This is a genomic window from Enterobacter sp. BNK-13 (assembly GCF_048685015.1).
Classification (GTDB): Bacteria; Pseudomonadota; Gammaproteobacteria; order Enterobacterales; family Enterobacteriaceae; genus Enterobacter; species Enterobacter quasiroggenkampii.
Window position 1 is genome coordinate 2,055,803 of sequence record NZ_JBLQTP010000001.1, and the last position, 19,233, is coordinate 2,075,035.

Here is a 19,233-nt window from a genome sequence, read left to right on the forward strand (position 1 = left end):
CAATGAGAAAGAGAGGTGCCTTGAAGCTACTATGTAACATACTTAATCAATGCGACCTAACATATTCACGCTACAGGGGAACGTTACTTTTTCTCGTCCCCAATCCGGCTGTTAATCCTCTCCTGCATAAAGTCGTAAAACGGATTCGAGGTGACCCGCATCAGCGCCTCTTTTCCGACGCTTAATACGGACGTTTCTCCCCAGAGCGCAATCGTCCCCAGGCTGATACCGTAGCGGTTTTTCACCCCAGGTTCGCGACCATAGAGATCGTCATCCGGCGGGAACGGCACCGCAACGTGCGACAGGGAATAGACATCCTGCGGCCAGGACTGGGCAAGCGGCACCACCGTCTCCTGCGTTCTGCCTGCCGGGGTTATTTTCGCCACCGTCGAGAAACTGTGCTCGCTGGCATTGGTGATAATCGTGACACCGTAACGTCTCTGCGCGACCGGCAGCAGCGCCGTGGTGGCCGTCCAGGACGTCGGTTTGAAGAGCGGACGGAAGCTCGCCGCCTGGTTGATATCGAACATCACCAGTTCGCTGCCGTTTGCCGGAAGCTGGTCAAACAGGCCGCTGACCACCGCGCGGGTACTGACCGTGGAGTCCATCACCGACTGGAACGCCAGCACCGGCGGCAAATTCGCCAGCCTGTTTTCCCGCGCCGCGCGGCCAATCTGCTCCTGCAGGGCCTTCGTCAGCAGCCACGACTGGCGGGCGGCATTCACCGGGAACGAATTGTATTTATACGGATTATATTCCGGGGAGATATTCAGCCAGGCCGCTTTGGCAAACGGCGGCAGCAGCGCCGGTAGCCCGGCAAAACCGGCGAACCGCGCAAAGGCCGTCACGCCAATCATCGGTGAGAGCAGGATCACCTGCTGCGGTTTACGCAGCGCTGGCGCGTCCAGCGCATCGAGGGCATATTTCATCGCCAGCGCCCCGCCGTTGGAGTAGCCCACCAGATGAAGAGGCACAGCATCACCCGCCAGGCGCGTGGCTTCCCGTACGGCAAGGCGCGTGGCCGCCAGCCACATTTCCCAGTCAACATCCGTCAGCGCGCCGGGCGCGGTGCCGTGTCCGGGAAGACGCGGGACCACGGCCACAAAGCCGTGCTGCTGATAGTTCACGGCAAAGCGCCTGACGCTGTATGGCGAATCCGTCAGCCCGTGCAGCAGCACCACCGCGCCGCGGGGCTTGCCGGCTGGCATCAGCACAAAGGAGCGGTTGGCATCGGGGGCAAACTGACCCGGCCACACCAGGCTCTGGCGGTAATAGCGGTTTAACGGGGTTTGTTCCTCGCCCGCTGTTTTCGCCGTCACCGCGTTATCCAGATCGGTGAAAATCGCCTTTTCCCGGGCGAGGTACCCGGCAAAATCGGCGTTATCCAGCTCGCGAACGGACATCTCATCTGCCCGCCAGGTGTGCCACAGGTGCAGTTCCGGCCCCTGCTGCGAGAGATACACCCGCACCGCCAGCAGGACGACCAGGACGATCCCCACGACCATTCCTGTTTTCTTTGCAAGCGCGATCAGGCGCACGCTGACTCGCCAGGGCAAATTCGCCATGAGGGATCCCTTTTATGTTCTCAGTGCTTCTATCTTATCAAAAATGTGAACAGGCTGACGTATTCACCAAATTCATACCTGTCAGGTCAGCCAGTGCACCAAAAGTGAACTACGCTGCACAAATGTTGATCATTGGTTAACCAAATATTGCATGAAGTTTACTGCGCAGCGGGTTTTCGCCCGCCTGTGAACATGGCACGCGTCATGCATTGTTAATCAGGTAACACAATTTCGGCCATTGACAGCCTGTTAACAGCGAGGCGGTATGACGACGAAACCTGAGATGTTGAGCCGTATCGAAGCGACTTTCAGCCAGCTGACCCCCAGCGAGAAGCGGGTCGGGAGCTGGCTGCTGGCGCACGCCGCGCAAATCCCGTTTGAAACGGCGGAGAGCGTCGGGCTGGCGAGCGGGACCAGCGGGATTACCGTCGGACGCTTTCTGCGCAAGCTGGGGTATCGCAACCTGGAGGATGCCAAAAAGAGCCTGCGCGATCCTTACCAGCCCTGGGGCATGAACGAGCGCCTCGACTCCTGGCAGCAGCAGCGCCCCCTGCCCAACCGCCTTCAGCACGCCCTGTCGCTGGAAGTGGACGCCATTACGCAGGTGTATCAGCTGGCGCAAACGGACGCTTTTCGTCAGGTGGTGCACCATCTGGCCCACGCGGACGCGGTCTTTGTACTGGGGATCCAGTCCACGCGCGGGATCGCCAACGCCTTCTTCAGCCACCTTGAATACCTCCGCCCGCGGGTGAGCTACTCCGAAGGGGCATCCGGCAGCTGGGTAGAATCCCTGAACTCCGGGTTTGCGCACCCTTATGTCGTGCTGACCGATACGCGTACCTACTCCACGATGGCCCGACAGTACTGCCGCGTCGCGAGCGAGAAAGGCATTCCGCTGGCCTTAATCACCGATATCTGGTGCCCGTGGGCGCGGGATTATCCGATTGATTTACTGCAGGTGAAAACCGATACCGGTCATTTCTGGGATTCACTTGCCCCTGTGAGCTGTTTGTTCAACCTGCTGCTGTCGGGCGTGGTGGAAGCGCTGGGTGATGCGCTCCCGGCGCGCCTGGCAGTAAACCGACAATTACAACAAGAGTTTGGTCAATTCGAACGCTAAAGGAGCGGAGCTATGCCCGTAGAGAGTGAACTGATTGATGTGGCGAAGACGTTCCCCACGCTGCATATCGATCTGAAGTACGCCACCGCCGACAATATTACCGGCCGCCCAATTTACCAGGAGGCGCTGTGCCTGCTGCATACCGACGCGGCCACCGCCCTGGCAAAAGCCATCAGCATTGCCACGCTGGCCGGACTGAAGCTGGTGGTTTACGACGCCTATCGGCCGCAGCAGGCGCAGGCCCAGCTGTGGGAGGCCTGCCCGAACCCGGAATATGTTGTCGACGTGGCGATTGGCTCCAACCACAGTCGCGGCACGGCCATCGACGTGACCCTGATGGACGAGCATAACGCCGTGCTGGATATGGGCGCCGGTTTTGACGAAATGCATGACCGCTCGCATCCGTATCACCCTTCCGTGCCGCCCCACGCCCAGCGCAACCGTCTGCTGTTGAACGCCATCATGTTCGGCGGCGGTTTTGTCGGGATCGGCAGCGAATGGTGGCACTTCGAACTGCCGAACGCCGCCAGCTACCCGCTTCTTGATGACCGTTTTGCCTGTTTTCCCCTGACGCACACCCCTCTTTAAACCTGGAGCACTGCCATGAAAACATCGCTTCTCTCGACCATCATTGCCGCCACGCTGGCCCTGAGTGCACCGCTGGCGCTGGCTGCCGTCCCGAAAGACATGCTGGTCATCGGGAAAGCCGCCGACCCGCAAACGCTCGATCCGGCCATTACTATTGATAACAACGACTGGACCGTCACCTATCCGTCCTACCAGCGTCTGGTCAAGTACAAGCCAGGCTCAACCGAGGTGGAAGGCGATCTGTCGACGGGCTGGAAAGCCTCCGACGACCAGAAAGAGTGGACCTTCACCCTGGCGGATAACGCCAGATTCTCCGACGGCACGCCGGTCACCGCCGAGGCGGTCAAACTCTCCTTTGAACGCCTGCTGAAGCTCAGCCAGGGGCCGTCTGAAGCCTTCCCAAAAGATCTGAAAATTGATGCCGTTGATGACCATACGGTGAAATTCACCCTCAGCCAGCCGTTCGCGCCTTTCCTCTACACCCTGGCGAACGACGGCGCCTCCATCATTAACCCGACGGTGCTGAAGGCCAATGCTGCGGACGACGCGCGCGGCTATCTGGCGCAAAACACCGCTGGCTCCGGGCCGTTTATGCTGAAGAGCTGGCAGAAAGGCCAGCAGCTGGTGCTGGTGCCAAACCCGCACTGGTCGGGCGACAAGCCGCACTTCAAGCGCGTCTCGGTGAAAATTATCGGTGAGAGCGCGTCGCGTCGTCTGCAGCTTTCCCGCGGTGACCTGGACATTGCCGACTCCCTGCCGGTCGATCAGCTGGCGGCCCTGAAGCAGGAAGGGAAAGTCGCCGTCGCCGAATACCCGTCCCTGCGCGTGACCTATCTCTACCTCAACAACAGCAAAGCGCCGCTCAATCAGGTCGATTTACGCCGCGCGGTCTCCTGGGCGACGGACTATCAGGGGATGGTGAAAGGCATTCTGAGCGGCAACGGCAAGCAGATGCGCGGCCCGATCCCGGAAGGCATGTGGGGATTTGACGCCACGGCCATGCAGTACAGCCTCGACGAGGCCAAAGCCAAAGCGGCCCTGGAGAAGGTTAAAGACAAGCCCGCCAGCCTGACCTTCCTCTACTCTGACAACGATCCGAACTGGGAGCCTATCGCGCTCTCAACCCAGGCCAGCCTTGGCAAGATCGGCATTAACGTCAAGCTGGAAAAACTGGCCAACGCCACCATGCGCGACCGCGTCGGCAAAGGCGATTACGACATTGCCATCGGCAACTGGAGCCCGGACTTTGCCGACCCGTACATGTTCATGAACTACTGGTTCGAATCGGACAAGAAAGGGCTGCCGGGCAACCGCTCGTTCTATGAGAACAAAGAGGTCGATTCCCTGCTGCAGGCCGCGCTGAAAACCACGGACCAGGCGGAACGCACCAAAGATTACCAGCAGGCGCAAAAGGTAGTCATCGACGAGGCGGCCTACGTTTATCTGTTCCAGAAGAACTACCAGCTGGCGATGAACAAAGAGGTCAAAGGCTTCACCTTTAATCCGATGCTCGAGCAGGTGTTTAACATCGCCACCATGAGCAAGTAACCGTTTCGCCGGGGGAAAGTGTATGACGTTCTGGAGCATCGTGCGCCAGCGCTGCTGGGGGTTACTCCTGGTGGTGGCCGGTGTCTGTATTATCACTTTTATTATTTCGCACCTGATCCCCGGCGATCCGGCCCGTCTGCTGGCCGGCGACCGCGCCAGCGACGATATCGTGCAGAACATTCGCCAGCAGCTGGGGCTGGATCAGCCACTGTACGTTCAGTTTGGCCGTTACGTGGACGCCCTGGCCCACGGTGATTTAGGCACCTCCATCCGGACCGGCCGTCCGGTTGCGGAAGACCTGAAGGCTTTTTTCCCCGCCACGCTGGAGCTGGCCTTTTGTTCCCTCCTGCTGGCGCTGGTCATCGGCGTGCCGCTGGGGATTTTGTCGGCGGTATACCGCAACCGCTGGCTGGATCACCTGGTACGTTTAATGGCGATGACCGGGATCTCCACCCCGGCCTTCTGGCTTGGGCTGGGCGTCATTGTGCTGTTCTATGGGCACCTGCAGATCCTGCCGGGCGGCGGCAGGCTGGACGACTGGCTCGACCCACCTGCCCACGTCACCGGCTTTTATCTGCTGGATGCCCTGCTGGAAGGTAACGGAGAGGTCTTTTTCAATGCGCTGCAGCACCTGATTTTGCCCTCGCTGACGCTGGCGTTTGTTCACCTGGGCATCGTGGCGCGTCAGGTCCGTTCCGCGATGCTGGAGCAGCTTAGCGAAGACTACATTCGCACCGCCCGCGCCAGCGGTCTGCCTGGCTGGTATATCGTCCTGCGCTACGCCCTGCCGAATGCGATGATCCCGTCGATTACCGTGCTCGGGCTGGCGCTGGGCGACCTGCTGTACGGCGCCGTGCTGACCGAAACCGTCTTTGCCTGGCCGGGCATGGGGGCCTGGGTGGTGACATCCATTCAGGCGCTCGATTTCCCTGCCGTGATGGGCTTTGCCGTCGTTGTTTCGCTGGCCTACGTGCTGGTTAATCTGGTGGTCGATCTGCTTTACCTGTGGATTGACCCGCGAATTGGGCGCGGAGGTGCCGAATGATGTTAACGCAGGAAACGCCCGTCCCGATTAAACCCGTCAGACAACGCATCAACTGGGCAAAGCTGTTATGGATGCTGCATCAAAGCCCGCTCACGATCGTTGGCGGCGTCATTATGCTTGTGATGCTTTTCATTATGGTGGCCGCGCCGTGGATCGTGCCGCACGACCCGAACGCGCTGGATCTGACCGCGCGCCTGCAGGCGCCGTCTGCGCAGCACTGGTTTGGTACCGACGAGGTGGGCCGCGATCTGTTCAGCCGCGTGCTGGCGGGCAGCCAGCAGTCCATTACCGCCGGACTGGCGGTGGTGGTGATTGCGGGCGGCATCGGTTCGCTGCTGGGCTGTCTGTCCGGCGTGCTGGGCGGGCGCGGCGACGCCGTCATCATGCGGGTGATGGACATTATGCTCTCGATACCTTCCCTGGTGCTGACCATGGCGCTGGCCGCCGCGCTCGGGCCGAGCCTGTTTAACGCCATGCTGGCGATTGCGATTGTCCGCATTCCGTTTTACGTCCGCCTGGCACGCGGCCAAACCCTGGTGGTACGCCAGTTTACCTACGTGCAGGCCGCCCGCACCTTTGGCGCCTCCCGCTGGCATTTGATCCGCTGGCACATCCTGCGCAACGCCCTGCCGCCGCTGATTGTGCAGGCGTCGCTGGACATCGGCAGCGCCATCCTGATGGCCGCCACGCTGGGGTTTATTGGCCTGGGGGCGCAGCAGCCGACCGCCGAATGGGGCGCGATGGTGGCCGTCGGCCGTAACTACGTTCTGGACCAGTGGTGGTACTGCGCGTTTCCCGGTGCGGCGATTTTGATAACCGCCGTGGGCTTTAACCTGTTTGGCGACGGTATCCGCGATCTGCTGGACCCGAAATCGGGAGGTAAACAGTGATGACCGATCCGGTACTCAAGATTGAAGACCTGCATCTGAGCTTCCCGATTTTCCGCGGCGAGGTTCACGCGCTGAACCACGTCTCGCTGGAGATCGGCAGGGGTGAAATTGTCGGCGTGGTGGGCGAATCCGGTTCAGGTAAATCGGTGACCGCCATGCTCGCCATGCGTCTGCTGCCGGAAGGCAGCTACCGCATTCATCATGGTCAGGTGAAATTACTCGGCGAAAATGTCCTGACGGCATCCGAGAAACAGCTTCGCCAGTGGCGCGGCGCAAAGGTCGCGATGATTTTTCAGGAGCCCATGACCGCCCTCAACCCGACGCGGCGAATTGGCAAACAGATGGTGGAGGTGATCCGCCAGCATCAGCCGCTTTCCCGGCATGAGGCGCAGCAGAAGGCGATTACCCTGCTGGAAGAGATGCAAATCCCGGATGCAAAAGAGGTCATGGCGCGCTATCCGTTTGAGCTGTCCGGCGGGATGCGCCAGCGGGTGATGATCGCCCTTGCCTTCTCCTGCGAGCCGGAGCTGATTATCGCCGACGAACCGACCACCGCGCTGGACGTCACCGTCCAGCTGCAGGTGTTGCGCCTGCTGAAGCACAAGGCACGGGCCAGCGGCACCTCGGTGCTGTTTATCAGCCACGATATGGCCGTGGTGTCCCAGCTCTGCGACAGAGTGTACGTGATGTATGCGGGCAGCGTGATCGAGAGCGGTGCCACGCAAACGCTGATCCACCAGCCTGTACATCCCTATTCCATTGGCCTGCTGCAGTGCGCGCCGGAAAACGGCCAGCCGCGCGCCCCGCTTCCCGCCATCCCCGGCACGGTCCCCAACCTCAGCCAGCTTCCGCAGGGATGCGCGTTCCGCGAGCGCTGCTTTGCCGCCGGGACGAAATGCAGCGAAACGCCGCGCTTACAGCCCCATGGCGCAGAAGGCCAACAGGCTGCCTGCTGGTATCCACAACGGGAGAAAGCCCATGTCTGATGTACTGCTGGAACTGGATAGCGTGCACGTCAATTTTGCAGCACGTAAAAACTGGCTGGGCCGCGTGACGGAACAGGTGCATGCCCTCAACGGGCTCGACCTTGAAATCCGTCGGGGAGAGACGCTTGGCATTGTCGGGGAGTCCGGCTGCGGGAAAAGCACGCTGGCCCAACTGCTGATGGGCATGCTTAAGCCCAGCACCGGCGCCTGCCAGCGGGCGCACCACGCGGGCGGCATGCAGATGGTGTTTCAGGATCCGCTCTCTTCGCTCGACCCGCGCCTGCCGGTCTGGCGCATTATCACCGAGCCGGTGTGGGTACAAAAGCGCAGCAGCGAGCGCGAACGCCGTCAGCTGGCTGAAAACCTGGCGCTACAGGTGGGCATTCGCCCGGAGTATCTCGACCGGCTTCCGCACGCCTTCTCCGGCGGACAGCGCCAGCGCATTGCCATCGCCCGGGCGCTCTCGTCAGATCCGGATATCATCGTGCTCGATGAACCCACCAGCGCGCTGGATATTTCCGTGCAGGCGCAGATCCTCAACCTGCTGGTGACCCTGCAACAGCAGCGTAATCTGACCTACGTGTTGATCTCACATAACGTCTCGGTGGTCAGGCACATGAGCGACCGCGTGGCGGTGATGTACCTTGGGCAGATTGTGGAGCTGGGCAGCGCCGCTCAGGTGCTTGGGGAGCCGCGCCATCCTTACACCCGTCTGCTGCTCGATTCGGTTCCCCGCACCGGTGAGCCGCTGGATGAGACGCTGGCCTTACGCAAAACGGAGCTTCCCGGCAACCGTCATCTGCCCGAAGGCTGTTTTTTCCGTGACCGATGCCCGATGGCCGCGCAGGGGTGCGAACGTCCTCAGCCGTTACAGCCCTCTCGCGAGGGCCGTGATGTCCGCTGCTGGCGCAGTCTGGGTTAAATTTGCGCCATCCCACCGTCCACGAACAGCTCGGTGGCGTTAATAAAGCTGGCCGCGTCGGAGGCCAGAAACGCCACCGCTTTACCCACCTCACCCGGCGCGCCTAAACGGCCGAGCGGCACCTGTGCGGCCAGCGCGTCGTACAGCCCCTGACGATGTTCTTCCGGCACCAGATCGCCGAGGCCAGGCGTTTTGATCGGCCCCGGGCTGACCACGTTGACGCGGATCCCACGGCCCTGCAAATCCAGCGCCCAGGAGCGGGCAAAGTTGCGCACGGCGGCTTTGCTGGCGCTGTAGACGCTAAAGTTTGCCGTCCCCTTAATGGACACCGTCGAGCCGGTCAGAATAATCGAGGATCCGGCGGACAGCAGCGGCAGCGCCTTCTGTACCGTAAACAGCACCCCGCGGACGTTGGTGCCGAAAATCCGGTCAAACTGCTCTTCGGTTATCGCGCCCAGCGGCAGCATATCGCCGCCACCCGCATTTGCGAACAAAATATCGAGGCGGCCTTCTTCTTTGGCTATCCGGGCATAGACCTCGTCCAGGTCCGCCAGTTTTGACACGTCAGCGCGAATGCCCACTGCCGTTGAAGCGATTTCAGCCACCGCCGCGTCCAGCTCGGCCTGACGTCGTCCGGTGATGTACACCTTCGCGCCCTGTGCAGCAAGCTCCTGCGCCGTGGCAAGACCGATGCCGGTGCTGCCGCCGGTGACCAGTGCGATTTTTCCTGAGAGAGTCGTGTTCATGTCATTTACCTTTTGTTGGGTTTGCGTTGGACAAACTTTAGCCCTTGCGGGATTAGTGAAAAACCGGCAAAAATGAAAATGACTATTCACACACAGAAATAATCAGGGGAGCCTAATGGACCAGCTAATGGCGATGCGCGCGTTTACTCGGGTGGTGGAAACCGGCAGCTTTACCCGCGCGGCGGACTCGCTGAACATGCCCATTGCCACCCTGAGCAAGCTGGTGAAAGCGCTTGAGTCGCATCTTGAGATACGTCTCCTGCACCGGACGACTCGCCGGGTGGTCGCGACGCCGGAAGGGGCGGATTACTATGAAAAAGCGCTCAGGGTCTTGATAGATATAGAAGATATCGACACCGCGTTTCGCGTTTCCCGCGCGACGCCCAAAGGGCATTTGCGGGTTGACGTGGGCGGCTCCACCGCTCGGGACGTGCTTATTCCCCTGCTGCCGGATTTTATGCAGCGCTATCCGGAAATCCGCATCGACCTTGGAGTAGCCGATCGTCCGGTGGATCTTATCAGCGGTAACGTAGACTGCGTCATCCGCGGCGGTCCGCTGAACGACTCGACCCTCATCGCCCGCCATATTGGCAACGCCGAAATGGTCACCTGCGCGACGCCGGGTTACCTGAAACACCATGGCGTTCCGGCCTATCCGCAGGAGCTGTGCAACGGCCACAAGCTCATTAGCTACCTCTCGCCCGTCACCGGGCGGGCGTTTCCGTTTCGCTTCAGAGAGAACGGCGAGACGCTGGAAATCAATATTCCGCATTATCTCGGCGTAAACGAAAGTAATGCCCATCTGGCGGCTGCCGCAGCGGGATTGGGGATCGTTCAGACGTTTGAGTATTCGGCAAATGCGTATATACAGGCGGGTACGCTGACGGCGATCCTGAGCGACTGGCGCCCTGCCGCCTATCCGTTTCATGTGGTTTACCCTCAGAACCGGCATCTGACGCACCGTCTTAAGGTGTTTATTGCGTGGCTGGCGGAGGTGTTTCCCGCCGCACTGAAGGGATAGCCGGGCGCAAACCCGGCAGGGAGTTAATTTAGCGTGTAGTCCAGGGTAATCTCGGCTTTCAGGAGCTGCGAAACCGGGCAGCCCGCTTTCGCTTTCTGAATAATACCGTCAAACTGCTGAGGAGCGATGCCGGGAACGGTCACCTTGCTTTTCAGGGCAACCTTCGTAATAGCAAAGCCGCCGTCGGTTTTATCCAGAGAGACGTCCGCGGTGGTATCAATAGCGTCAGCGGTATAGCCCGCTTCCCCAAGCATCAGCGACAGCGCCATCGAAAAACAGGCCGCATGTGCCGCGCCGATCAGCTCTTCCGGGTTGGTCCCCTTTTCACCCTCAAAGCGGGTATTGAAACCATAAGGCTGCTGATTGAGAACGCCGCTCTCAGTGGAAACCGTCCCTTTACCGCGCTTAATGTCGCCAGACCAGTGTGCCGAACCGTGCTTATGAATAGTCATTCTTGCTCTCCTTTTGGCTTACAAAGGGTTAAGTATAGAAGGCTGTCCGGATTCTGCGGGCAAGACAGACGAGTCTTAGTCACTGAGTAAATGGTGCGCCAGCGCGTCAAGGAACACCCGCAGCGCGGCAGGCTGGTATTCACGGGACTGATAAATGCCATGGATGGCCAGCGGTTTCGGCTCCAGTGTCTCCAGTACCGGCACCAGTATTCCCTGCGCCAGCGCGGTTCGCGCCTCACGCTCCGGCAGCATGGCGATACCGCAGTGCTTAACCGCCGCGTCCATCAGCAGCGAAGAGATGCTGGCGCTCAGGTTGCCGCTGACGGCCACGCTCAGGCTTTCGCCTTCCGGCGTCAGGAAGTGCCAGGACTGCCCGGCAAAAAAGCTGTAGTGCAGGCAGTTATGCTGGGCTAACTCTTCAGGGCTGACGGGCATGCCGTGCTGCGCCAGATACTCCGGCGAAGCGCAGAGCACCGAGCGACACTCCCCCAGCCTGCGGGCAATCATGCCGGGTTCGGGGTTGTCGGTAATGCGCACGGCGACATCAATGCGTTCTCCCACCAGGCTGACCGGATGGTTGTTCACATCCAGTTCGATGCGCAGCTGCGGGTAGCGCGAGAGCAGACCGGGCAGCACCGGCGCAATCAGGTGCATCGCGGTAAAGTGCGCGCAGGCCACCCGCAGGGTACCTGACGGGAGATCTTTCTCTGACTGGCCTTCAATTTCCTGCGAGATCTGCGAGAGCGTCCGCGTTTTTTGCAACACCTTTTCCCCTGCCGCAGTCAGCGTCAGCTTGCGCGTGGAGCGGTTTACCAGACGCGTACCCGCCCACTTTTCCATCTGTTCAAGGTAGCGGCTCACCATTGGTCGGGAAATACCCAGCGCGCGGGCCGCCGCGCTCAAACTTCCCAGCTCGCATATCCGGTTGTAAACCTGAGCGGCAATAACGCGATCCATATCAACTCCATCTGCTCGATTTATGAAACTAAGCATGTCCTGTTTCAGGAATTCTGGCAAATGCGAATATCCGTACAATAGAGACATTCCTGAACAACAGAGACAACAGCATGAAATTCACCCACCTAGCCCTGCTTTCCACGCTTTTCACTCCGGCTGTTTTTGCCGCGCCGTTAAGCATTGACACCTATAACCCGCAGGAGAAAGGCATTTTCGCTGTCTCCTCCACGCTGGTTTCCGGCCCGAAAGAAGCGGTGCTGTTTGACGCGCAGTTCAGCGTGAAGGATGGCGAAGCGCTGGTAGAGAAAATTCGTCAAAGCGGTAAAACCCTGAACAAGATTGTGATCACCTCCGGCGATCCGGATTTCTATTTTGGCCTGCAGCCGCTGGTCAAAGCCTTCCCGAACGCCAAAGTGGTGGCCACGCAGCATGTGGTTGACCACATCAAGGCCACCAAAGACGCCAAGCTCGCCTTCTGGGGTCCGCAGATGAAAGACGGTGCGCCAACCGAGCTGGTCGTCCCGCAGGTGCTCGCCTCCACCACGTTTATGGTGGACGGAGAAAAGATCGATATCGAACAGCCTGACAGCTACGCGGCCTATGTGTGGATCCCATCAGCGAAAACCATCCTCGGCGGCACCGGGGTAGCCTGGGGGATCCACGTCTGGACGGCAGACACCCAGACAGCGGAAAGCCGTAAGCAGTGGCAGGAAACGCTGGTGAATATGGCGGCGCACAAACCCGAGCGCGTCATCCCGGGTCACTATCTGGGTACCCCGCCAGCCGGGACGGGGGCGATTGATTTTACCCGTGACTATCTCCAGCGCTTTGAAAAGGCCTTATCCGTTCATAAAGATTCTGCAGGCGTCATCAGCACCCTGAAAAAACAGTATCCGAGCCTGGCTGAAGAGAGCTCGCTGGAATTAAGCGCTAAGGTGAATACCGGCGAAATGAAGTGGTAATGTAAACTCTGCTCCTGCTATATTTTCGTGATAGCAGGAGCACCGTCATAATATTCTCTCAACGCCACGTCGATTTACCCCCACATTTCAAAACCACACAAAAGCATACACTTATGTCATTTTTATTTCTAAGATGAATCTGAGCCACAACCGGGAAAATATTTGCCATTCTGTTTATGAATTAAATTTTTTGCGAGCCGTACCATTAAACAGACAACGACACGGAGGCAGCATGTTTACTTATTACCCGGCAAATACCGCAGCAGCACAACCTGAACTCGTTAACGCGATTGCACAGGGTCTTCACGCCGAGCACGGTGCTGTGACTGAAGATGACATTTTGATGGAACTGACCAGGTGGGTGGAATCCACAGATAATGACATCCTCAGTGACATCTACCAGCAGACCATTAACTACGTCGTCAGCAGGCAAAACGCACCCTTGTAAAAACCTGCTAAGCTGGATCTGCAACCTAAGGGGTTACATTTCGTTTGCGTAAGCAAACTGGTCCTTAAAACTATCAACAGGATTGAGGAGTTAATATGAAATCGAACCGTCAGGCACGCCATATTCTGGGACTGAACTACAAGCTTTCTAATCAGCGTAAAGTGGTGATTGAAGGCGACCACGAAACCCAAGTCACTCACGCCACCGGCAGAAAACGCCACGCGGGCAAGTAAGTTCCAGACTGAGATCCAGAACACCATCGGTAATCCCGATGGTGTTTTTGTTTATGTGTTGCGGTAATTAATATTTAGCTCCTTTATAATACCGCCGGACCGCACCCCATCGCACAGGCCAGAAAGATGACAAACAGCAGTGTCAGGGACGGATCTTCATAAAAAGAGTGAGTGACATGGACAACAAACTGAAAAAACATCGTTCCTTATACATCCCATACGCCGGACCGGTTTTACTCGAATTCCCCCTGCTCAACAAAGGCAGCGCCTTCAGCATGGAAGAGCGCAGCAGCTTTAACTTGCTGGGTTTACTGCCCGAAGTGGTTGAAACCATTGAAGAACAGGCAGAGCGCGCATGGATCCAGTACCAGGGTTTCAAAACTGAAATCGACAAACACATCTACCTGCGCAACATTCAGGACACCAACGAAACCCTCTTCTATCGCCTGGTACAAAACCATCTTGAAGAGATGATGCCGGTGATCTACACCCCGACGGTGGGTGCCGCCTGCGAGCGTTTCTCCGAGATCTACCGTCGCTCCCGCGGGGTATTCATCTCTTATCAGAACCGTCACAACATGGACGATATTCTGCAGAACGTGCCTAACCACAATATCAAAGTGATTGTGGTGACCGACGGCGAACGTATTCTCGGCCTCGGCGACCAGGGAATTGGCGGGATGGGGATCCCAATCGGTAAGCTCTCTCTCTACACCGCCTGCGGCGGCATCAGCCCGGCGTATACCCTGCCGGTAGTACTGGACGTCGGGACCAATAACCAGCAGTTGCTCAACGATCCGCTCTATATGGGCTGGCGCCATCCGCGCATTACTGACGACGAGTACTATCAGTTTGTCGACGACTTCATCCAGGCCGTGAAGCACCGCTGGCCGGACGTGCTGCTGCAGTTTGAAGACTTTGCGCAGAAAAACGCGATGCCGCTGCTGAACCGCTATCGCGATGAGATATGCTCCTTTAACGACGATATCCAGGGCACCGCAGCCGTCACGGTAGGTACGCTTATCGCCGCCAGCCGTGCAGCGGGAAGCCAGCTGAGCTACCAGAAAATCGTCTTCCTTGGCGCAGGCTCCGCAGGCTGCGGTATTGCCGAGCAGATTATCGCCCAGACGCAGCGCGAAGGCTTAAGCGAAGAGCTGGCCCGCTCCCGCGTCTTTATGGTGGACCGTTTCGGCCTGCTGACCGACGGCATGCCGAACCTGCTGCCGTTCCAGACGAAGCTGGTGCAGAAACGCGACAACCTGAAAAACTGGGATACCGACAACGAAGTCCTTTCCCTGCTGGATGTGGTGCGCAACGTGAAGCCGGATATTCTGATCGGCGTTTCCGGGCAAACCGGTCTCTTCACCGAAGAGATTATTCGCGAGATGCACAAGCACTGCGAGCGCCCTATCGTGATGCCGCTGTCTAACCCGACGTCCCGCGTGGAGGCGACGCCGCAGGACATCATCGCCTGGACCGAAGGTAACGCGCTGGTTGCGACCGGCAGCCCGTTCGATCCGGTGGTGTGGAAGGATAAAACCTATCCGATTGCTCAGTGCAACAACTCCTATATCTTCCCGGGCATTGGTTTGGGGGTGATTGCCTCCGGCGCGTCCCGCATTACCGATGAAATGCTGATGTCGGCGAGCGAAACCCTGGCGGGCCACTCGCCGCTGGTCAACGACGGCGAAGGTCTGGTTCTACCTGAGCTGAAGGACATTCATAAGGTGTCGCGCGCTATCGCGTTTGCGGTGGGTAAAATGGCGCAGCAGCAGGGCGTGGCGGTGAAAACCTCTGCCGACGCGCTGCAGCAGGCCATCGACGACAACTTCTGGAAGCCTGAATACCGCAGCTATCGCCGTACGTCGATATAATTCGCTTTGACCGTTCCCTCTCCTCAAAAGGGAGAGGGAATGTCATCATCCTCCTCCCTTTATTTTCTTTGCCGCTTCTACGTCATTCCTCTTCCCTTTATTAAAAAAATAAATATTTCAACAACTATTCATACCCCATTGAAATATAAAAATTTCGCATAACACTTTTTGTCTAACAAACGTATTTTTTTAAGAGTTTAGTAACGTTTTGCATTACTAAAAATAGGCGTTTTGAAATGACAACCCTCGGATATTATTGGCTGAAAAGTGTTGGAAGCGCAGACATCAAGAGTACTATTGACGTGCAAAATTGCGAGGAAAGTAAGGAGCGGTTATGTACTATAAAAATGAAGTGATAAGTTATTTGCAGGCGAATAACATCCTTGCGTTAAAACTCGAGCATGCATTAACGGGTGTAGGAAAAGCCGTATCAAATCAGATTGAAACGATCGGCGCAGGTGCAACGCGCGCGCTGTATTATACCTCCTGCTTTACTGATGAATATCAAGACGTATGCCAGAAACAAAAGTCCGAAGACATCCGATTTGCTAAAGGTGTTTATCATATTATATGGCATAGAGATGTTGTGTATGAAATGCTCAACATCTACTTTGAAGAAGTATTCCGACACAAAACCTCCGATCAGCTAGAGCACATCAAACAATTGCTAATGGCAGTAAATATTCATATCGCCGCAAGTTCACTCACAAACGCCGGATTTGCTTTAGCAACAGCTTCATATGTTGCTGCAGGTATGAATCTAAGCCTTGAACTTAGTGCACTGGCTGGGCGAAGAGCGGGACAGGTTGTTGGAGGTATTGGCCTGTACGGCATTGTTCAGAAAGCAGCAGATAGTTCGCATCGCCTTCATATTACTTATCCAGCGTACTACTCAGCGCTATACGCTAAAGAGCTGGAAATGTTGTACTTCTTAATAGAGCCATTGTTTAAACGGGCTGAAGCTTTTAAAGCACAATGGGTATCGGATAGTGAGATTGCAGATATCATAACAAGGATGGTTCAGTAATCATGATGCATCTTATTAAAAGATTTTTCAGGCGGATATTCTTTTCATTGATATCGATGTACGGCCCTTCGCTATTGACACTTTTATTTGCAGTTGTCTTTTTCCAACTTTGCCCTGACGGGCCAATATGGCCTGTTCCTATATTCTTCATTTTTGTGATAGTTATTTTATCGCTATATGAAATTGTAAATCTCAAACGTTAGCTTTATCGTAATTTATCTATAAGGAAATAGTATGTCTACACCCGCACACTTATGGCTTGAAGATGAGAACGGTTCTCCGGTAATCGGTAGCTGCATGATGCCACTTCGCCTGGGGTCTATCGAGTTAAAATCCTTTTCTCACGGTGTCACTATCCCGGTAGATCCAAGCTGGGGAAAACTAACAGGAACGCGAGTCCATCGCCCTATCACGATAGTAAAGGAGTTTGACCAAACAACACCACTTTTGTACCGCGCTGTCTGTGAAGGCCGAACCATGAAGAAAGCCACAATTAAAATGTACCGTATTCTGGAATCAGGTATTGAGGCCGAGTATTTCAATATCATTCTGGAAAACGTCAAGTTTACAACGGTTGCACCCTACCTGTCTCCTAACGGTATAAGCAGCACACATCTTGAAACGCTCGAATTACGTTATGAAGCGATTACCTGGAAGTATACGGAGGGTAATATTATCTATCGTGATTCATGGAACGATCGTTGTTGTGCATGATGACGAAGGCGGCATTTGCACTGGCTGCAATGCTGCCCCTCTGTTTGGTATATACAAAGAAACGTTGTATAGTGATAGTCACCTACAAACTCATAACATATAAGGAGGCCAATTATGCTGTATCGTGAAATTTTCAATGTTTCACATACATTTGGTGATCGCACCCGCTCAAGCGTTATCGGTATCGTGCTGCGATAACTTCTGCTTGAGCGAAGACACCAACCCCTGAAATCCCTTCTCTCGGGCTTACTGAGTTATCGTCAGCGATGTTTGACGAGGCATAAACATGCCTGTAACTCTTGGGTAAGCAACAATGAGCACTTTACTCACTGCACAATCTTTACGCGTTGATACGGCGTTTGGCACGCTCTTCGACTCACTCTCCTTTACGCTGAAAAAAGGCGACCGCATTGGCCTGCTGGGCGACAACGGCTGCGGTAAAAGTACGCTGCTGAAGGTGCTGGACGGCACTGACTCCCCCGCCGCCGGAACGGTCTCGCTGGCCGGGCACTGCCTGATGGCGCGCGTGGAGCAACATCTCCCGGACGCTATTTTTCCGCTGACCATGCTGGATGCCGTACTCGCACAGCTGCCTTTTGCTGAGCGCGATAGCCTGCGCTGGAAAGCCGAAACGCTGCTGGCAAGCATGGGCTTCACGCCGCAGGATACGATGCTGCAATCCGCCACGCTGAGCGGCGGACAGCACACCCGCCTGCTGCTGGCGAGGGCGCTGATTCACGAGCCGGACCTGCTCCTGCTGGATGAACCCAGCAACCACCTGGACCTTCCGACCATGCTCTGGCTGGAACACTTCCTACAGAACTGGTCGGGCAGCTTTGTGCTGGTCTCGCATGACAGACAGTTGCTGGATGCCGTCACCAACGGCAGCTGGATCCTGCGCGATAAAACGCTGCACTACTTTGCCCTTCCCTGTACGGCAGCACGCAAGGCGCTTGAAGCAAAAGATGAGAGCGATGCGCAGCGTCACAAGGCGGAGCAAAAGGAGATCGACCGCGTGATCGCCAGCGCGAAGCGGCTGGCGACCTGGGGCAAGGTTTACGACAACGAAGACCTGGCCCGAAAAGCCAAACAGATGGAAAAGCAGGTCGAACGGCTCAGGGAGAGCCAGACGGAACTCACGGCAGGTAGCCCGTGGACGCTAACCCTTCGCGGCGACGCGCTGCGGGCCGACCGTTTACTGGAGATGGAAAACCTTGACGTGCCTCCTGCTCCTGGCCTGCCTGCGTTGTTCAGCATCGACGTTGCGCGGTTAAAAAGCGGCGATCGCGTGGCGATTGTCGGTCGTAACGGCTGCGGTAAATCGTCGCTGATGAAGCTTATCTGGCGACAGTTTACCGATGAACTGACCCACGACGGGCTGAAGCTGCACCCGCGCGTGTCGACGGGCTATTACGACCAGACGCTGAATCAGCTTCCCGACAACGCCACGCTACTCGACGCGCTGGAGCCTTTCGCTCCGGATCCGCAGAACCGCAAAATGGCCCTGATAAGCGCCGGTTTCCCGTGGGCGCGTCACGGACAAACGGTCAGCACGCTCAGCGGAGGCGAACGCTCACGCCTGCTGTTCGTTGGCCTGACACTTGCCCGCTATAGCCTGCTGATGCTGGATGAGCCTACCAACCACCTGGACATGGAAGGCAAAGAGGCGCTGGCGCACACCCTTCAGCAGTTCGAAGGCGGCGTCCTGCTGGTCAGCCATGACCGTCAGTTAATTAGCCAAAGCTGCAACCGTTTCTGGTTGATTGAAGAGGGAAAACTGAGCGAGTGGCACGATGCAGAAGCGGTGTTTGAGCGGCTGCGTGAACGCGCGGGGCTGGTCACATCCACTGCGCCTGACATCGCGGCGCCGACGGATCGCCCCTCGCCGTATGACGATCTGCTTGAACGCCTGGTCGCGCTGGAAACGCTGCTGGAAAACGATCTGGCGCGTAAGCCGAAGCATCAAAAGCCGCAGCTGCAGGCGCAATGGCGTAAAGAGATAGAGGAGATAGAAGCCCAGCTGTAAGTCTGCGCCCGGCGAGCGCCTCGCCGGGCCAGAATTTTCCCCCTTAATTATTAGAGGAACGCCGTATTCTTAATCTGAAATCGAATCAAATGATGACATTATGTTGCTG

At 57.1% G+C, this 19,233-nt stretch carries 19 protein-coding genes; 15 read left to right on the plus strand and 4 right to left on the minus strand.

Features of this window, described 5'->3' with window-relative positions:
* Positions 1–83: 83 nt before the first annotated feature.
* Positions 84–1,565, minus strand: a complete 1,482-nt coding sequence (locus tag ACMGGQ_RS09975) for an alpha/beta hydrolase (protein WP_420289958.1) — start codon at positions 1,563–1,565, stop codon at positions 84–86.
* 265 nt (positions 1,566–1,830) lie between these two features.
* Here ACMGGQ_RS09975 and ACMGGQ_RS09980 point away from each other — a divergent pair, with 265 nt between their 5' ends.
* The 7 genes from ACMGGQ_RS09980 to ACMGGQ_RS10010 are packed head-to-tail and all read left to right on the plus strand — an operon-like array spanning position 1,831 to position 8,664.
* Positions 1,831–2,685, plus strand: coding sequence for a MurR/RpiR family transcriptional regulator (locus tag ACMGGQ_RS09980; protein WP_045410261.1), 855 nt, complete (start codon positions 1,831–1,833; stop codon positions 2,683–2,685).
* A gap of 12 nt (positions 2,686–2,697) precedes the next feature.
* Positions 2,698–3,273: a D-alanyl-D-alanine dipeptidase gene (gene ddpX, locus ACMGGQ_RS09985; protein ID WP_025911023.1), complete on the plus strand. Its 576-nt coding sequence runs from the start codon at positions 2,698–2,700 to the stop codon at positions 3,271–3,273.
* A gap of 15 nt (positions 3,274–3,288) precedes the next feature.
* The gene (locus ACMGGQ_RS09990) at positions 3,289–4,821 is read left to right on the plus strand and encodes an ABC transporter substrate-binding protein (protein ID WP_325841348.1); all 1,533 of its coding nucleotides are present in this window, start codon (positions 3,289–3,291) and stop codon (positions 4,819–4,821) included.
* Positions 4,822–4,843: 22 nt separating this feature from the next.
* On the plus strand, positions 4,844–5,866 hold the full coding sequence (locus tag ACMGGQ_RS09995; protein WP_023327529.1) for an ABC transporter permease: 1,023 nt from the start codon (positions 4,844–4,846) through the stop codon (positions 5,864–5,866).
* Positions 5,863–6,756: a D,D-dipeptide ABC transporter permease gene (gene ddpC / locus ACMGGQ_RS10000; protein WP_420289959.1), complete on the plus strand. Its 894-nt coding sequence runs from the start codon at positions 5,863–5,865 to the stop codon at positions 6,754–6,756. The genes ACMGGQ_RS09995 and ddpC overlap by 4 nt, the downstream gene beginning before the upstream one ends.
* Positions 6,756–7,742, plus strand: a complete 987-nt coding sequence (locus ACMGGQ_RS10005) for an ABC transporter ATP-binding protein (protein WP_420289960.1) — start codon at positions 6,756–6,758, stop codon at positions 7,740–7,742. The genes ddpC and ACMGGQ_RS10005 overlap by 1 nt, the downstream gene beginning before the upstream one ends.
* Complete coding sequence (locus tag ACMGGQ_RS10010; protein ID WP_045908778.1) at positions 7,735–8,664, plus strand: oligopeptide/dipeptide ABC transporter ATP-binding protein; 930 nt, start codon at positions 7,735–7,737, stop codon at positions 8,662–8,664. Before ACMGGQ_RS10005 ends, ACMGGQ_RS10010 begins: the two co-directional genes overlap by 8 nt.
* Here the strand turns inward: ACMGGQ_RS10010 and ACMGGQ_RS10015 are convergent.
* Positions 8,661–9,410, minus strand: coding sequence for an SDR family NAD(P)-dependent oxidoreductase (locus tag ACMGGQ_RS10015; protein WP_008501706.1), 750 nt, complete (start codon positions 9,408–9,410; stop codon positions 8,661–8,663). The genes ACMGGQ_RS10010 and ACMGGQ_RS10015 overlap by 4 nt on opposite strands.
* Positions 9,411–9,525: 115 nt before the next feature.
* Between ACMGGQ_RS10015 and ACMGGQ_RS10020 the strand changes: the two genes are divergently transcribed.
* Positions 9,526–10,431 (plus strand): LysR family transcriptional regulator, encoded by a 906-nt coding sequence (locus ACMGGQ_RS10020; protein WP_420289961.1) that lies wholly within the window; start codon positions 9,526–9,528, stop codon positions 10,429–10,431.
* A 23-nt stretch (positions 10,432–10,454) separates the two neighbouring features.
* Here the strand turns inward: ACMGGQ_RS10020 and ACMGGQ_RS10025 are convergent, their stop codons facing one another.
* Both ACMGGQ_RS10025 and ACMGGQ_RS10030 read right to left on the minus strand, forming a co-directional pair.
* Positions 10,455–10,883 (minus strand): OsmC family protein, encoded by a 429-nt coding sequence (locus ACMGGQ_RS10025; protein WP_008501708.1) that lies wholly within the window; start codon positions 10,881–10,883, stop codon positions 10,455–10,457.
* A gap of 75 nt (positions 10,884–10,958) precedes the next feature.
* Positions 10,959–11,840, minus strand: coding sequence for a LysR family transcriptional regulator (locus ACMGGQ_RS10030; RefSeq protein ID WP_063621742.1), 882 nt, complete (start codon positions 11,838–11,840; stop codon positions 10,959–10,961).
* A 110-nt stretch (positions 11,841–11,950) separates the two neighbouring features.
* Between ACMGGQ_RS10030 and ACMGGQ_RS10035 the strand changes: the two genes are divergently transcribed.
* From ACMGGQ_RS10035 to ACMGGQ_RS10065, 7 genes are all read left to right on the plus strand, one after another.
* Positions 11,951–12,802 carry a Vmh family MBL fold metallo-hydrolase gene (locus ACMGGQ_RS10035; RefSeq protein WP_420289962.1) on the plus strand — a complete coding sequence of 284 codons (852 nt, stop codon included), beginning with the start codon at positions 11,951–11,953 and terminating at the stop codon, positions 12,800–12,802.
* 232 nt (positions 12,803–13,034) lie between these two features.
* Complete coding sequence (bdm, locus tag ACMGGQ_RS10040) at positions 13,035–13,250, plus strand: biofilm-dependent modulation protein (protein ID WP_262805204.1); 216 nt, start codon at positions 13,035–13,037, stop codon at positions 13,248–13,250.
* 95 nt (positions 13,251–13,345) lie between these two features.
* Positions 13,346–13,483: a stationary-phase-induced ribosome-associated protein gene (sra, locus tag ACMGGQ_RS10045; RefSeq protein ID WP_008501714.1), complete on the plus strand. Its 138-nt coding sequence runs from the start codon at positions 13,346–13,348 to the stop codon at positions 13,481–13,483.
* 176 nt (positions 13,484–13,659) lie between these two features.
* Positions 13,660–15,357: an NAD-dependent malic enzyme gene (locus tag ACMGGQ_RS10050; protein WP_032674848.1), complete on the plus strand. Its 1,698-nt coding sequence runs from the start codon at positions 13,660–13,662 to the stop codon at positions 15,355–15,357.
* Between the two features lie 334 nt (positions 15,358–15,691).
* On the plus strand, positions 15,692–16,384 hold the full coding sequence (locus ACMGGQ_RS10055) for a hypothetical protein (protein WP_048029878.1): 693 nt from the start codon (positions 15,692–15,694) through the stop codon (positions 16,382–16,384).
* Positions 16,385–16,618: 234 nt separating this feature from the next.
* Positions 16,619–17,098 carry an Hcp family type VI secretion system effector gene (locus tag ACMGGQ_RS10060; RefSeq protein ID WP_028013237.1) on the plus strand — a complete coding sequence of 160 codons (480 nt, stop codon included), beginning with the start codon at positions 16,619–16,621 and terminating at the stop codon, positions 17,096–17,098.
* Between the two features lie 313 nt (positions 17,099–17,411).
* The gene (locus tag ACMGGQ_RS10065) at positions 17,412–19,124 is read left to right on the plus strand and encodes an ABC-F family ATP-binding cassette domain-containing protein (RefSeq protein WP_420289963.1); all 1,713 of its coding nucleotides are present in this window, start codon (positions 17,412–17,414) and stop codon (positions 19,122–19,124) included.
* The last annotated feature ends 109 nt before the right edge of the window (positions 19,125–19,233 follow it).

Coding starts and splice junctions, on each gene's coding strand:
- ACMGGQ_RS09975 (WP_420289958.1), bottom strand. CDS start 1,565: ATGGCGAATTTGCCCTGGCGAGTCAGCGTGCGCCTGATCGCGCTTGCA.
- ACMGGQ_RS09980 (WP_045410261.1), top strand. CDS start 1,831: ATGACGACGAAACCTGAGATGTTGAGCCGTATCGAAGCGACTTTCAGC.
- ddpX (WP_025911023.1), top strand. CDS start 2,698: ATGCCCGTAGAGAGTGAACTGATTGATGTGGCGAAGACGTTCCCCACG.
- ACMGGQ_RS09990 (WP_325841348.1), top strand. CDS start 3,289: ATGAAAACATCGCTTCTCTCGACCATCATTGCCGCCACGCTGGCCCTG.
- ACMGGQ_RS09995 (WP_023327529.1), top strand. CDS start 4,844: ATGACGTTCTGGAGCATCGTGCGCCAGCGCTGCTGGGGGTTACTCCTG.
- ddpC (WP_420289959.1), top strand. CDS start 5,863: ATGATGTTAACGCAGGAAACGCCCGTCCCGATTAAACCCGTCAGACAA.
- ACMGGQ_RS10005 (WP_420289960.1), top strand. CDS start 6,756: ATGACCGATCCGGTACTCAAGATTGAAGACCTGCATCTGAGCTTCCCG.
- ACMGGQ_RS10010 (WP_045908778.1), top strand. CDS start 7,735: ATGTCTGATGTACTGCTGGAACTGGATAGCGTGCACGTCAATTTTGCA.
- ACMGGQ_RS10015 (WP_008501706.1), bottom strand. CDS start 9,410: ATGAACACGACTCTCTCAGGAAAAATCGCACTGGTCACCGGCGGCAGC.
- ACMGGQ_RS10020 (WP_420289961.1), top strand. CDS start 9,526: ATGGACCAGCTAATGGCGATGCGCGCGTTTACTCGGGTGGTGGAAACC.
- ACMGGQ_RS10025 (WP_008501708.1), bottom strand. CDS start 10,883: ATGACTATTCATAAGCACGGTTCGGCACACTGGTCTGGCGACATTAAG.
- ACMGGQ_RS10030 (WP_063621742.1), bottom strand. CDS start 11,840: ATGGATCGCGTTATTGCCGCTCAGGTTTACAACCGGATATGCGAGCTG.
- ACMGGQ_RS10035 (WP_420289962.1), top strand. CDS start 11,951: ATGAAATTCACCCACCTAGCCCTGCTTTCCACGCTTTTCACTCCGGCT.
- bdm (WP_262805204.1), top strand. CDS start 13,035: ATGTTTACTTATTACCCGGCAAATACCGCAGCAGCACAACCTGAACTC.
- sra (WP_008501714.1), top strand. CDS start 13,346: ATGAAATCGAACCGTCAGGCACGCCATATTCTGGGACTGAACTACAAG.
- ACMGGQ_RS10050 (WP_032674848.1), top strand. CDS start 13,660: ATGGACAACAAACTGAAAAAACATCGTTCCTTATACATCCCATACGCC.
- ACMGGQ_RS10055 (WP_048029878.1), top strand. CDS start 15,692: ATGTACTATAAAAATGAAGTGATAAGTTATTTGCAGGCGAATAACATC.
- ACMGGQ_RS10060 (WP_028013237.1), top strand. CDS start 16,619: ATGTCTACACCCGCACACTTATGGCTTGAAGATGAGAACGGTTCTCCG.
- ACMGGQ_RS10065 (WP_420289963.1), top strand. CDS start 17,412: ATGAGCACTTTACTCACTGCACAATCTTTACGCGTTGATACGGCGTTT.